This window comes from Nocardia sp. IFM 10818 (assembly GCF_054655275.1).
Window position 1 is genome coordinate 4,486,850 of sequence record NZ_BAAHJH010000001.1, and the last position, 12,773, is coordinate 4,499,622.

Here is a 12,773-nt window from a genome sequence, read left to right on the forward strand (position 1 = left end):
CGATATGAACAGGAGTGCCCCCGTGCAGAAACGAGAAGATTTCGCGCAGACACCGCTGCAGACCGTTGTCGTCGTCGCCGTCGGCGCCGTGACCTCGCAGGGTGATACGGCCAAAGCGCTGTGGGACGGCGTGAGCACCGGCCATGTCGCCATCCGTCCGGTGGAACACCTGCCGATGGATGGCTATCGCACCCGGATCGGCGGTGAGGTGCGCTCCCCCGTGCCGCCGTCGCCGGTCGCCGCCGAGGTGGGCGGATTCCGGGATCGCGCTTTCGATTTCGCGTTCGCCGCCGCCACCGAGGCCATGGACGCGGCCGGCGCGCTGATCGCCGAGGTGGAGCCGGAGCGGCGGGCCATCGTGCTCGGCACCTGCAATGCCGGGCTGCTGAGCACCCTCGAATGGCTGGGCGACGGCAGCGGCGACGGCGCCGCGGAACTGGCCATGTACGGTCCGCCGCAGGCCATTGCCGAGTCGCTGGCGGCGCACTTCCGGTGCGCCGGGCCGGTGCTGTCGGTCAATACCGCCTGTGCGGCGGGGGCGAATGCGATCGGCTACGCCGCCGACCTCATCGCCTTCGGCCGCGCCGATATCGTGCTCGCCGGCGGGACCGATGCGCTGTCGGATGTGGCGTACGCGGGCTTCAACTCGCTCGGTTCGCTGTCGCCGACACCGGCCGCACCGTACCAGGACAAGCGCACCGGGCTCTCGCTCGGCGAGGGCAGCGGCATGCTGGTGCTGGCGCGCGCCGATCTGGCGGCGGCCGCCGATATCGAAGCGCTCTGTGAGGTGCGCGGTTACGGGCTGTCCGCGGACGGCTATCACCCGACCGCGCCGCGCCCCGACGGGACGGGCGCGGCGCGCGCCATTCGGTCCGCCATCGAGTGGGCGGGACTGCGCGACAGCGATATCGGCTACATCAACAGCCACGGCACCGGCACTCCGCGCAATGACAGCGCCGAGGCCAAGGCGACGCGGCTGGCCCTCGGCGACGCGGCCGATGCGGTGCCGGTGAGCAGTTCCAAGTCCATGATCGGGCATCTGCTCGGCGCCGCGGGCGCGGTGGAGGCCATCATCACCGTCGGCGCGCTGCGCAATGGCGTGCTGCCGCCGACGGCGAACCTGCTGCGGCCCGATCCGGAGTGCGTGCTCGACCATATTCCCGTCGAGCCTCGAATCGCGAGGGCGCACACCGCGATTTCCAATAACTTCGCGTTCGCGGGCGCGAATGCGAGCGTGGTCTTCGCGGACCGCCCGGCCGCGGGCGCGCGGCCGGCGGTGCGGTCGACCCGGGTGGTGGTGACGGGCGCGGGCGCGGTCGGCGCGGCCGGTATCGGCGTGCAGGCGGCGCTGAGCGCGATCGCCGAGGGCCGCGACTGCGCGCGCCTCGCGGACGGCATGCGGCTCGGCCTGATCGAGGCCGATCCGAGCGATCACCTCACGCGCCGGGAGGCCCGCCGGATGGACCGGCTCGGGCTGCTGTCCACCTTCGCGGCGAGCCAGGCGCTGGAAACCGCCGGCGCCGAGTTGATCTCGGAGGATCTCGATCAGGTCGGCGTGGTCTTCGGCACCGGGCTCGGGCCGATGCAGGCCATGGAGCAGTTCGTCCGGCCGCTGCGCGAGGAGGGTGCGGCGGCGGCCAATCCCGCCGTGTTCCCGAACACGGTGTACAACGCCGCCGCCGGCAGCGTCGCCACCCTGCTCGGTGCGCTCGGGCCGACCTCGACGGTCACCGCCGGTCACGCGGCGGGCGCCAACGCCCTCTGCTACGGCTACGACCTGGTGTCGGTCGGGCGTGCGACCGCCATCCTGGCCACCGCGGCGGACACCATCACCCCACTGGTGGCGCGCGGTTATCAGCGTCTGGGTCTGCCCATGGGAGCACAGGATTCGTTCGCCCTGGCCGAGGGTGCGGCGACCGTCGTCCTGGAGAGCTACGACAATGCCCGCCGCCGCGGCGCCACCGTGTACGCCGAGGTGCTCGGGCACGCCGCCGCCTCCGATGCGCTCGGCGTCGGCCGCACCGATCCGAGCGGTGCGGGCATGGAGCGCGCCATGCGGACGGCCATCGAGAGCGCCGGATTGACCGTCGCCGATATCACGCAGGTGTGGACGAACGAGGTCGGGCTGCTCGCCGTCGACGCCCCCGAACAGCGGGCCCTGCGGCGGGTTTTCGGCGACGGCGGTCCGGAGCGCATTGCCGCCAAGCGGGCGCTCGGCGAGCAGATCGGCGTGGGCGGGCTGCTGGCGGCGGCGCTGGCCGCATTCCACCCGGGCCGCACCCGGCCCGGCGCCGTGCTGGTGAACAGCTCCTCGCTCGGCGGCACCCATTTCAGCATCGTGCTGGCGCCGGTGAGCTGACGGTTGATCGAGATACGAAGGACGACAACGGATATGGCAACGAACGTATTCTCCGCCCGGATCGTGGGCACCGGCAGCTACCTGCACGGCGACGCCATCGACAACAAACAGGTCGAGGCGCTGCTCGGCCCGGTGCCCGAGGACATCCTCGAGGGCATCCAGGTCAAGGAGCGGCACTGGATGATCGATCCGGAGACCGGCGAACACCTGGTGACCAACTCGGAGATGGCCGCGGGGGCCGCTTCGGCGGCCCTCGAGCGGGCCGGGATGGAGCCGGGCGAGGTCGATCTGATCGTCATGTCGACGGCCAGCCCGGAGCATCTGCTGCCGCCCGCGGTCACCTATGTCCAGCAGCGGCTCGGCATCGACGAGTGCGCCACCATCGAAGTCCGGTCCGGCTGTGCGGGTTTCGTCGAAGCCGCCGATATCGCACGGGGCTATCTGGAGCGCGGGGCCTTCCGCACCGCGCTGGTGATCGGTAGTGAAGCCATCTCACCCCTGCTGGTCCCCATGTACCGCGGTATCGATCCGGAGCGGATCCGGATGCGGGATCGGTTGGTGGCCTACACCTTCGGTGACGGCGCGGGCGCGATCGTGCTGCGCGCCGAGGAGGCCGCGCCGGATTCGCGCTCCGGTGTGCTCGGCTCCTCCATCCTGACGATGGGCGGCGCCAAGAAGCCGGGCATGCAGGTCATCGGCGGCTCGACCCACGCACCGCAGCATGAACAGCAGCAGGCCAAACGACTGCTGGACCTCAAGGTCGACGTCGTCGAATCCGGAAAGTACATCCCGCACATGATCACCCGATCGCTGCGGGACCTGCTGCGGGCCAGTGACCTTGCGGCCGAGGACATCGCGCTGTGGGTCGTGCCGGAGGGCAATGCCGGGTATATGACCAGCGAACTGGAGGCGGCCGGGCTGCTCACCGACGAGTGGCTCGCCTTGCGCGACAAGGTGTACGAGAACATCGAGCGGGTCGGCGCCACCGGTTCGGCGGCGGTGCCGCTGGCCCTGGACGAGGCCGCGCGCACCGGCCGGATCCGGGCCGGGGACACGGTCATCCTGCTGGCCATCGAGACCAGCAAATGGAAGTACGCCGGCATGACCCTGGTCTGGGCCTGACCATGACGGCCATCGCATCGGGCCGCTTCCGCACCCGCGCGGGAACGCTCGAATACGCCCATGTCAGCGGGGACGGCGGACCCACGCTGTGCCTGCTGCACGGGCTGGGCGCACGCTGGCAGACCTTCCGGCTGCTGGTGCGCACCCTGGGACCCGGCTGGAATATCTACGCGCCCGATCTGCGCGGGCACGGCCGATCCGATTGGGTCGCCGGCCATTACGCGCTGGCCGATTTCGCCGCAGATATCGAGCAGTTCCTCGCCGAGGTGGTGGCCGGGCCGGTGGTGCTGGTCGGACATTCCATGGGCGGCTGGATCTCGGCGATGGTCGCCGCGGCCCGGCCGGAGCAGGTGCGGGGCGTGGTCATCGTGGACTCCGCCCTGTACCGGCTCAGCCAGGACCAGCGCGACGCCATGATCCCCTACGCCAATCCGAACCATGCCATGCGCTCGATCGCGGTATCGCTGCGCCTGGCGGACCCGGAGTTGAACCAGCGCTGGGTGGAAGGCCGCAACCAGCGCGAGCAGGATCCCGACGAGATGCTGTCCCGGCTCCGCTGCCCGGTGCTGCTCATCCAGGGCGATCCGGCCGCGGGCGCGCTCATGGCGCCCGCGCACGTGCCTCGCGCGCTGTCGCGGCTGGCGGACGGCTCGCATGTCTTCGTGCCGGGCGCGGGTCACGCCGTGCACGCGGACGCGCCGGGTCCCGTCGCCGACGCGCTGCGGGAGTTCATCGCGCAGCGGGTGCACAACTCAGAGCTGAACGGAGAAGTCCGATGACCGAATTGATCGACGCTGTCGGCAGAAGCGGCAGCGACCAGGAAATCACCTGGATGAAGTGCCCGTCCTGCGGGGAGTACCAGTACAAGCCGCAGTTGGAGCGCAACCTGCAGGTGTGCGCCCGCTGCGGGCATCACCTGCGCATCGGCGCGCGGCGGCGGCTGGCGTTGCTGCTCGACGAAGGCTCCTGGGTGCCAGGCGATTACGACGATATCGAGACTCGCGATGTGCTCGAATTCCGCGATCACAAGCCCTACCGGCAGCGGATCGAGCAGGCGCGCGCCAAGACCGGCGAACGCGATGCCGCGCTCTTCGGGGTGGGCACGATCGACGGCGCGCCGCTGGTGGCCGCGGTCATGGAGTTCGGTTTCATGGGCGGTTCCATGGGCGCCGCCGTCGGTGAGGCGATCACCCGCGCCGCGGAGTTCGCTCTGGAGCAACGACTTCCGCTGCTGCTCGTGTGCGCGTCGGGTGGCGCGCGGATGCAGGAGGGCAGCATCTCGCTCATGCAGATGGCCAAGACCAGCCAGGCCATCGCCCGCATGCACGAGGAAGGTCTGCTGGTGGTATGCCTGCTGACCGATCCCACCTTCGGCGGGGTCACCGCCTCCTTCGCCATGCTCGGTGACGTACTGGTGGCCGAGCCGGGCGCGCTCATCGGGTTCGCCGGGCCCGGCGTGATCCGGGAGACCATCGGCGAGGATCTGCCGCCCGGATTCCAGACCGCGGAATTCCTGCTCGAGCACGGGCTGCTCGACGCGGTCGTGCCGCGCGCGCAACTGCGGTCGTACCTGGCGAAAGTCGTCGCCGCACATACGTCGAGACCAGCCCATGGTCCGCGGGTGCCGCCGGTGGCGATCACCGACCCGGATGCCGTGACCGCGCGCCCGGCGGCGGAGACGGTCAAGATCGCCCGCGAACGCGAGCGGCCGACCACGCTGAGCTTCGCGGCGGTCGCCTTCGACTCCTTCCTGGAGCTGCGCGGTGACCGGATGTTCGCCGACAGCACGGCCCTGGTCGGCGGCCCGGCCACCCTCGGCGGCCGCACGGTCATGCTGATCGGTCACGAAAAGGGCAGCGACACCAGGGAATCCATTGCCCGCAACTTCGGCATGCCGGAGCCGGAGGGCTACCGCAAGGCCCTGCGGCTCATGCGGCACGCGGCGAAATTCGGCATGCCGATCATCACCCTGATCGATACGCCGGGCGCCTATCCCGGCGTCGGCGCCGAGGAACGCGGGCAGGCCGGCGCCATCGCGCAGGCGATCATGGAGTCGAGCCGGTTGCCGGTGCCGATCATCGCCGTCGTCACCGGTGAGGGCGGCAGCGGCGGCGCGCTCGCCCTCGGCGTCGCCGACACCGTGCTGATGTTCGAGAACTCCTACTACTCCGTCATCAGTCCCGAGGGTTGCGCCGCCATCCTGTGGGGCAGCCGCAGCGCCGCGTCGGAGGCCGCCCAGGCGCTGAAAATCACTGCGGCCGAACTGCTTCGGCTCGGCATCGTGGACGGCGTCATTCCGGAGCCGGACGCCGCCGGGCCCGACATCGTCACCATGGCCGCCGACCTGCGGGCGGCGCTCGCCCATGCGCTGGACCGGCTCTGCGCCGTGCCCGGCCCCGACCTCGTCGACGCGAGGTACCGCAAGTTCCGCGAATTCGGATCATGACAAACCTGTCGATTGGAGAACACCGATGAGTACCGACAAATCGCTGACCACGGACAAATCGCTGAGCCACATGATCCGCGAGGTGCGCGGCATGGTCGCCGACCTGGATCCGCAGCCGCGCCGGCTGCGGATCCGCGCCGGGGAGTACGACCTCGAAATCGAATGGGCCGAGGACTTCGCCGCCCCCGCCCCGCGCCCCGACCGGATCCCCGCCGCGTCCCCGGCGGGCGAGGAGGACGACACCTCGACCCTCGCCATCGAATCGCCGCTGGTCGGGCATTTCTTCCGCGCTCCCGAGCCGGGGGCCGAACCCTTCGTCGCGCCGGGCGATTACGTGGAGGAAGGCCAGGTCGTCGCCATCGTCGAGGCCATGAAGCTGATGAACCGCATTACCGCACCCGGTGCGGGACGGGTCGTGGCGATCCTGCCCGCCGATGGTGATGTGGTCGAGTACGGGCAGCGCCTGATCCTGCTGGAGCCGGGCGAACCCGCGCGCATGGAGATCGCGTCATGACCGAGGCCGTGGCCGACAGCGAGCGGCCGATCAAGACCGTCCTGGTGGCCAATCGCGGCGAGATCGCGCTGCGGGTCGTGCGGGCCTGCCGGGAGCTCGGAATGCGCAGTGTGGTGGTCTATTCCACCGCCGACGCCGATACGCTGCCGGTCCGGCTGGCCGACGACGCGGTGTGCATCGGACCGCCGGAACCGGGCCGCAGCTATCTCAACATTCCCAATGTCATCGGCGCCGCCCTGCGCACCGGCGCCGACGCCGTGCATCCCGGATACGGATTCCTCTCCGAGAACTCGGATTTCGCGTCGGTGTGCGCCGAAGAGGGCCTGGTCTTCGTCGGGCCGTCGCCGGAGACCATGGCCAGCCTGGCCGACAAGGCGGTGACGCGGGCGCTCATGAGCGCGGCGGGGCTGCCGCTGCTGCCGGGCACCACCGCGACGCTGAGCGGGGCGGAGGAAGCCGAGGAGATCGCCGACCGCATCGGGTATCCGGTCATCCTCAAGGCGGCCGCCGGCGGTGGCGGTCGCGGTATGCGGGTGGTCCGCGCGCGCGAGGAGATCGCGGACGCCTATCGCAGGACGCAGACCGAGGCCAGCCTGGCCTTCGGCGACGGCAGTCTGTACGTGGAGCGCTATCTCGAGGGCGCCCGCCATATCGAGGTGCAGATCCTCGCCGACCGGCACGGCAATGTCGTGCATCTGGGTGAACGCGATTGCTCGGTGCAGCGCCGGCATCAGAAGCTGCTCGAGGAATCGCCCTCGCCCGCATTGGATGACGCCCAGCGCGCCGCTATCGGCGCGGCCGCGGTGGCCGGGGCGCGCTCGGTCGGATACGAGGGCGCGGGCACCATGGAGTTCCTGCTGGATCGCGACGGCGGGTTCTGGTTCATGGAGATGAACGCGCGTCTGCAGGTCGAGCATCCGGTCACCGAAATGGTGACCGGGCTGGATCTGGTGGCCGAACAGCTGCGCGTGGCGCAGGGGCTGCCGCTGCGGATTCGGCAGTCCGACATCGTCTTGCGCGGGCACGCCATCGAATGCCGGATCAATGCCGAGGATCCGGCGCGCGATTTCGCGCCCTCGACGGGGCGTGTCGGCAGCTACCGCCCGCCCGCGGGGCCCTGGGTGCGGGTGGACAGCCATCTGGAGGAGGGCATGTCGGTCTCGCCCTATTACGACGCCATGCTGGCCAAGGTCATCGTCTGGGCCGCGGATCGCACCGCCGCGATCGATCGCATGACCCGGGCCCTCGACGAGCTCGTGCTGACCGGTCCGGGGCTGACCACCTGCGCCGGATTCCATCGCGACGCGATTCTGGCCGATCCCGAATTCCGTTCCGGCGATTTCGATCTCGACTTCGTGAACCGCATCACCCGCACACACCAGGAGCGCACATGACCACATCGAACGGCCGCGTGATCATTCTCGGCGGCGGCATCGGCGGGCTCAGCGCCAGCATCGCGCTGCGCCGGGTCGGGATCGTGGCGCCCCTGTTCGAGCAGGCGCCCGCCTTCGGCACGGTCGGCGCCTCGCTGCAGATCTGGGTCAAGGGCATGAAGGCGTTCGCCGAACTGGGGCTCGCCGACGAGATCCGGCGGCGCGGGGCGGAGGTGCATCGCCAGCAGTTCTTCAATCAGAACGGCACGCCGCTCTATCACGCGCCGCTGGCGGAGCTGGCCGAGATGTACGGTGCGCCACTGCCGGTCATGATCCGGCGGTCGGATGTGATCGAAACGCTGGCCGGGTCACCGGATCTGGGGCCGATCCATCTCAATCATCGTGCGGTCAGCGTCGAACAGGATGCCGAGGGCGTCACCGTGACGTTCGAGAACGGTCGGGTGGAGCGCGCGGAGCTGCTCATCGCGGCCGACGGCATCAACTCCCAGACGCGTCAGAAGATCTTCCCGCAGGTCGAACTCCGCACGGCCGGTTACCGTCTGGTGCACGCGGTGGCGCAGCACGAGCCGCCGTTCGGGGCCAACAGGTTCACGCTGTTGTTCGGCCGGGGCAATCGCATCGTGATCAAGGACTGCGGCAACAACCACATCTTCTGGGTCGCGGGGCTGGCGACGCCGACGCTGTCGCTGGACGAATCGAACGAGGTCGTCAAGAAGGATCTGGTGCGCCGGTTCGAGGTCTTCCCGGAACCGGTGCGGAAGCTCATCGCCGATACACCGCCGGAGGTGATGCTGCACCACGGCGTCCGGGCGCTGGGGCCGATGCCGGCGTGGAGTTCGGGCCGGATCGTGTTCCTCGGGGATTCGGTGCACGCGGTCACGCCCAATCTGGGCCGCGGCGCGAGCGAGGGCATTGTGGACGCCATCGTGCTCGCCGGCCGGATTCTGCCGATCGATCTGCGCGATCGGGCGGCGCTGGGCCGGGCGCTGGCGGCCTATGAGGCGGCGCGGCGGCCGGAAACCGAGGCGCTGCAGAAGGCGTCGTGGAAGATCGGCACCATCTCCTCCTGGGAGAGCTATGCGGCGACCAAGGCGCGGGATCTGATGATGAAGACGGTCGTGGGCAAACAACAGGTCGCGCGCATGCACAATGAATTCCGAGTCGAGGTGCCGTCGCTGCCGCATCCGGTGGAATAGCGCATCCCTCCTGAGGGCTACGCCGGGATATCCCTCTCGCGCGGGATGTGTTCGGACGGTGCGAAATATACCGTTGTTCCCATGATCGTGGTCACCGAATCATTGACCAAGAGTTATGACGAAAAAGTAGCCGTCGACAATGTGAGCCTCACCGTGCGGGCCGGGGAAATCTATGGTTTCCTCGGTCCGAACGGCGCGGGAAAGACCACGACGCTGCGCATGCTGGTCGGGCTCATCGAGCCCACCGGCGGCACGGCCCGTGTACTGGGCCGCGCCCCCGGCGATCCCGCTGCCCTGGCACGCCTGGGTGTACTCATCGAAAGCCCCGGGTTCTATCCCTATCTGTCCGGACGGGACAATCTGCGAGTCATGGCTCGCTACCGCGGAATACCCGATTCCGCCGTCGACAGCGTGCTCGCGCGAGTAGGTCTCGCGACGCGCGGCGACGATAAATTCCGCACCTATTCCCAAGGTATGAAACAACGGCTGGGCGTCGGCTGTGCTTTGCTCGGCGATCCGGAGTTGCTGATTCTGGACGAGCCGACAAATGGATTCGATCCCGGCGGCATGGCCGAAATGCGGGCGCTGATCACGGATCTCGCCGGGACCGGGCACACGATTCTGCTCTCCAGCCATCTGCTCGCCGAGGTGCAGGAGATCTGTGATCGGGTCGGCGTGATCAACGACGGGAAGCTGATCGCCGAATCCACCGTCGCGGAAATGCGGGGCCGCACCACGATTCTCGTCAAGGCCGAGCCCCAGGACGTCGCCCTGGCTGCGGTACGCGGGATCGGCGCGGACGCCGCGCCCACCGTGGCCGGGATCCGGATCGACGCGGGCGCCGAGGCGGCCCCGCGCATCGCGCGGGCGATCATCGACGCGGGGGCCGAGCTGCATGAATTGCGAACCACCGGACGATCCCTGGAAGAAGCGTATTTCGAGATGACCGCGATGGACGTGGAGGCGGTGTCATGAGACAGAGCATCCGAGCCGAACTGCTGCGGCTGCGCCGGTGGCCGGTGCTGTGGGCGCTGGTCGTGGTGTGGTTCACGCTGAATCTGACCTTCATGTATCTGCTCAACTACATCAGCTACACCTCCGGCGGGGGCGGCGAGGATGCCGAGCAGACCCCGGAGCAGCTGCTCGCGCAGATGATGCCGGCGGTGGTGCCGGAGGAATTCGTCGGCGGCACGGTCTTGTTCGGCGGCGCGCTCATGCTGATCCTGGGCGCGCTCGCCACCGGCAGCGGCTACGGCTGGGGCACCTGGAAAACCGCCTTCACCCAAGGCCCTTCGCGTGTCACGGCGCTGCTCGGCACCGTGGTCGCCCTGCTCACGGTCGCCGTCGCCGTCGTGCTCGGCGCGTTCGCCGCGGATCTGACCGTCGCCACCGTCATCGCCGCGGTCGAGTCCCAGCCGATCACACTGCCGTCGCTCGGCCGCTCGCTGGCCGGAATCGGCAGTGGCACAGTGATTCTCGGCATGTGGACCATGCTGGGCGTGCTGATCGGCGTCCTGGCGCGCGGTCCCGCGCTGGCGGTCGGGCTCGGACTGGTGTGGGTCCTGGTGCTGGAGAACGTGCTTCGGTTCTTCGGCGAGCTGCTAGGCAGCGCGGGCACGGTGACCGACTATCTGCCCGGCTCGGCGGCGGGCTCGCTGGCGGGCGAGCTGCGCACCCTCGGCGGGGAGACGACCCCCGGCGTCCTGAACGTGCTGTCCTGGCCGGAAGCGGTTGCCGCGCTCGCGGTCTACGTGCCCGCCTTCGTGCTCGCGGCCGTGTGGCTGGTCCGCCACCGCGACTTGACCTGATCAGGTGCCCGGGCGAGAACCCATGACGGACAAGGATGGACGTATGAAGAGCATCGCGGCGCGCGTGCTGGAGGCCTGGCCCATCCGGCTCGCGCCATGGCAGGTCTTGCTGCTGACCACCGTCGCGGCCGCGGCGGCCGCCGCGGTGGTCTTCACGACCCTGCTCGCGTCCACCGACCTCGCCGCGCCCGCGGCGGTCGGGCTCGCGGTCCTGCAGGGCCTCGCGGTCTTCGTGGCGACGCGATCTCCGTATCCGGGCTGGGCGCTGTCGCTGCTCACCCTGGCCGCCGCCTCGGTGCTCACCGACACCGAAGTGGAACTGTGGGTCGATCCAGTCCTCAACAGCCACTTCATCGTGCTGGGCATCGGCGCGATCCGGGCGACGGCCCGCGCCGCCGCGGTGGCCTGGGCCGCGACGGTCGCGACCGCCCTCGCCGTCGCCCTCTACCTGCGCCCCACCGAATGGCCCATGGGCGTACTGGGCGCGGCCCTGGTGTCCGGATTGGTGCTGTCCACGGTCATCGCCGTGCGCGACCTGGCCGCCACCAGCACCAGCCTGCGCCGCGAACGCGACACCACCGAACGCCAGCGCCAGCTCACCGCCCTGTGGGAGGAACGCGCCCGCATCGCCCGCGAACTCCACGACGTGGTCGCCCACCACATGACCGTCATCGCCATCCAAGCCGAGGCCGCCCAGCACCAGGACCCGCACCTCGACCCCCGCACCAAGGCCCGCCTCGCCACCATCCGCACCAGCGCCACCGTGGCCCTCGGCGAAATGCGCCACATCCTCGGCGTCCTCCGCACCGGCGACACCACCCTGCTCCCCCAGCCCACCCTCCCCGACATCCCCGATCTCATCGCCTCCGTCCGCGCCGGCGGCACCCACATCGATCTCACCATCACCGGCGACACCGCCAAACCCCCCGCCAGCGTGGGCCTCTCGTCCTACCGCATAGTCCAGGAAGCCCTCAGCAACGCCATCCGCCACGCCCCCGGCTCCCCCGTCGCCATCGACATCACCATCACCCCCCAGCAGGTCCGAATCCGCGTCGACAACCCCCACACCCCCGGCTCCCCCGCCACCCCCGGCTCCGGCCACGGCCTGCTCGGCATGCGCGAACGCGTCACCATGCTCGGCGGCACTCTCGACGCCGGCTCCAACGGCCACGGCAAATACACGGTGGCCGCGGTGCTTCCGCTCCACGGTGGGGATCTGTCCCCTGAGCCGGCGCGCTCGGCCGACGCCGCCGGGGAAGCCTGACCCGGTAACGTGCGCAGTCAGAAGGCGGGCACGTCGCTCGTGGTGGCATTGCCGTCGGGCGTGGGCTTCAGGCCGAGGGACCAGATGGTCCACTCGTCGAAGGGGTCGTCGAACTTCTCGAATCCGCGGTTGCGGGTGAAACTCAGGGTGGCCTCGTCCCAATCGGTGCCGGTCTTCAAGTAGACGGAGTACGTGCCGGAGATCCCGTTGATGGTGGCTTCGGAATTGGCCTGCACGTACATGGTCGCCTGCGGGTTCTTGGGATCGTCGTTGGTCACCACCACCGCGACATCCTTGGCGTCGTCATTGATGACGCGCAGCGTCCCCGAGCCCACCAGGCCGCTCTGGACGAAGATCTGGCCGTTCTCGCCACGGCGATTGAGCAGCGGTGGCGGCGTTGTCGTGGTGGTGGTCGGCTTGATCGTGGTGGTGACGGGCCGGGTCGTGGTCGTCGGCGCGCTGCGGCTCCACTCCTTCCGGGTATCGCATCCACCCACCGCTACCGCCGCCGTAATCATGGCCACGACAAGCCATAGTCGCCTCGACATGATTTCCCCCTGCGCTCATGTTCGGAGGACCGGACCGGCTCCCCGGTTCCAGTATTGCGCGCAATAAGGAAGGCTGTCACGGCGATTGGCGTCGCGGCGCAATCATGCGGCGGCGATAATCC

At 69.6% G+C, this 12,773-nt stretch carries 11 protein-coding genes; 10 read left to right on the top strand and 1 reads right to left on the bottom strand.

What is annotated here, in order from left to right; genetic code table 11:
- The first annotated feature begins 22 nt into the window (after positions 1-22).
- The 10 genes from ACYQ5L_RS20695 to ACYQ5L_RS20740 all read left to right on the top strand — a co-directional run bounded on the left by ACYQ5L_RS20695 (position 23) and on the right by ACYQ5L_RS20740 (position 12,103).
- Positions 23-2,359: a beta-ketoacyl synthase N-terminal-like domain-containing protein gene (locus ACYQ5L_RS20695; protein WP_459959340.1), complete on the top strand. Its 2,337-nt coding sequence runs from the start codon at positions 23-25 to the stop codon at positions 2,357-2,359.
- Positions 2,360-2,392: 33 nt separating this feature from the next.
- Positions 2,393-3,481: a 3-oxoacyl-ACP synthase III family protein gene (locus ACYQ5L_RS20700; protein WP_459959342.1), complete on the top strand. Its 1,089-nt coding sequence runs from the start codon at positions 2,393-2,395 to the stop codon at positions 3,479-3,481.
- 2 nt (positions 3,482-3,483) lie between these two features.
- The gene (locus ACYQ5L_RS20705) at positions 3,484-4,260 is read left to right on the top strand and encodes an alpha/beta fold hydrolase (RefSeq protein ID WP_459959343.1); all 777 of its coding nucleotides are present in this window, start codon (positions 3,484-3,486) and stop codon (positions 4,258-4,260) included.
- A complete protein-coding gene (locus ACYQ5L_RS20710; RefSeq protein ID WP_459959344.1) occupies positions 4,257-5,927 on the top strand; it encodes an acetyl-CoA carboxylase carboxyltransferase subunit alpha in 1,671 nt (556 codons plus the stop codon). The genes ACYQ5L_RS20705 and ACYQ5L_RS20710 overlap by 4 nt, the downstream gene beginning before the upstream one ends.
- A gap of 25 nt (positions 5,928-5,952) precedes the next feature.
- Positions 5,953-6,441: an acetyl-CoA carboxylase biotin carboxyl carrier protein gene (locus ACYQ5L_RS20715; protein ID WP_459959345.1), complete on the top strand. Its 489-nt coding sequence runs from the start codon at positions 5,953-5,955 to the stop codon at positions 6,439-6,441.
- Positions 6,438-7,835, top strand: coding sequence for an acetyl-CoA carboxylase biotin carboxylase subunit (gene accC / locus ACYQ5L_RS20720; protein ID WP_459959346.1), 1,398 nt, complete (start codon positions 6,438-6,440; stop codon positions 7,833-7,835). The genes ACYQ5L_RS20715 and accC overlap by 4 nt, the downstream gene beginning before the upstream one ends.
- On the top strand, positions 7,832-9,031 hold the full coding sequence (locus ACYQ5L_RS20725) for an FAD-dependent monooxygenase (protein ID WP_459959347.1): 1,200 nt from the start codon (positions 7,832-7,834) through the stop codon (positions 9,029-9,031). Before accC ends, ACYQ5L_RS20725 begins: the two co-directional genes overlap by 4 nt.
- A gap of 81 nt (positions 9,032-9,112) precedes the next feature.
- Positions 9,113-10,006 carry an ABC transporter ATP-binding protein gene (locus ACYQ5L_RS20730; protein ID WP_459959349.1) on the top strand — a complete coding sequence of 298 codons (894 nt, stop codon included), beginning with the start codon at positions 9,113-9,115 and terminating at the stop codon, positions 10,004-10,006.
- Positions 10,003-10,839, top strand: coding sequence for an ABC-2 transporter permease (locus ACYQ5L_RS20735; protein ID WP_459959350.1), 837 nt, complete (start codon positions 10,003-10,005; stop codon positions 10,837-10,839). The genes ACYQ5L_RS20730 and ACYQ5L_RS20735 overlap by 4 nt, the downstream gene beginning before the upstream one ends.
- 43 nt (positions 10,840-10,882) lie before the next feature.
- Positions 10,883-12,103: a sensor histidine kinase gene (locus tag ACYQ5L_RS20740; RefSeq protein WP_459959351.1), complete on the top strand. Its 1,221-nt coding sequence runs from the start codon at positions 10,883-10,885 to the stop codon at positions 12,101-12,103.
- 17 nt (positions 12,104-12,120) lie between these two features.
- On the opposite strand, the gene ACYQ5L_RS20745 is transcribed toward ACYQ5L_RS20740, so the two are convergent.
- The gene (locus tag ACYQ5L_RS20745) at positions 12,121-12,651 is read right to left on the bottom strand and encodes a hypothetical protein (protein ID WP_459959352.1); all 531 of its coding nucleotides are present in this window, start codon (positions 12,649-12,651) and stop codon (positions 12,121-12,123) included.
- Positions 12,652-12,773: the final 122 nt, after the last annotated feature.

Coding starts and splice junctions, on each gene's coding strand:
- ACYQ5L_RS20710 (WP_459959344.1), top strand. CDS start 4,257: ATGACCGAATTGATCGACGCTGTCGGCAGAAGCGGCAGCGACCAGGAA.
- ACYQ5L_RS20705 (WP_459959343.1), top strand. CDS start 3,484: ATGACGGCCATCGCATCGGGCCGCTTCCGCACCCGCGCGGGAACGCTC.
- ACYQ5L_RS20745 (WP_459959352.1), bottom strand. CDS start 12,651: ATGTCGAGGCGACTATGGCTTGTCGTGGCCATGATTACGGCGGCGGTA.
- ACYQ5L_RS20700 (WP_459959342.1), top strand. CDS start 2,393: ATGGCAACGAACGTATTCTCCGCCCGGATCGTGGGCACCGGCAGCTAC.
- ACYQ5L_RS20740 (WP_459959351.1), top strand. CDS start 10,883: ATGAAGAGCATCGCGGCGCGCGTGCTGGAGGCCTGGCCCATCCGGCTC.
- ACYQ5L_RS20735 (WP_459959350.1), top strand. CDS start 10,003: ATGAGACAGAGCATCCGAGCCGAACTGCTGCGGCTGCGCCGGTGGCCG.
- accC (WP_459959346.1), top strand. CDS start 6,438: ATGACCGAGGCCGTGGCCGACAGCGAGCGGCCGATCAAGACCGTCCTG.
- ACYQ5L_RS20715 (WP_459959345.1), top strand. CDS start 5,953: ATGAGTACCGACAAATCGCTGACCACGGACAAATCGCTGAGCCACATG.
- ACYQ5L_RS20725 (WP_459959347.1), top strand. CDS start 7,832: ATGACCACATCGAACGGCCGCGTGATCATTCTCGGCGGCGGCATCGGC.
- ACYQ5L_RS20730 (WP_459959349.1), top strand. CDS start 9,113: ATGATCGTGGTCACCGAATCATTGACCAAGAGTTATGACGAAAAAGTA.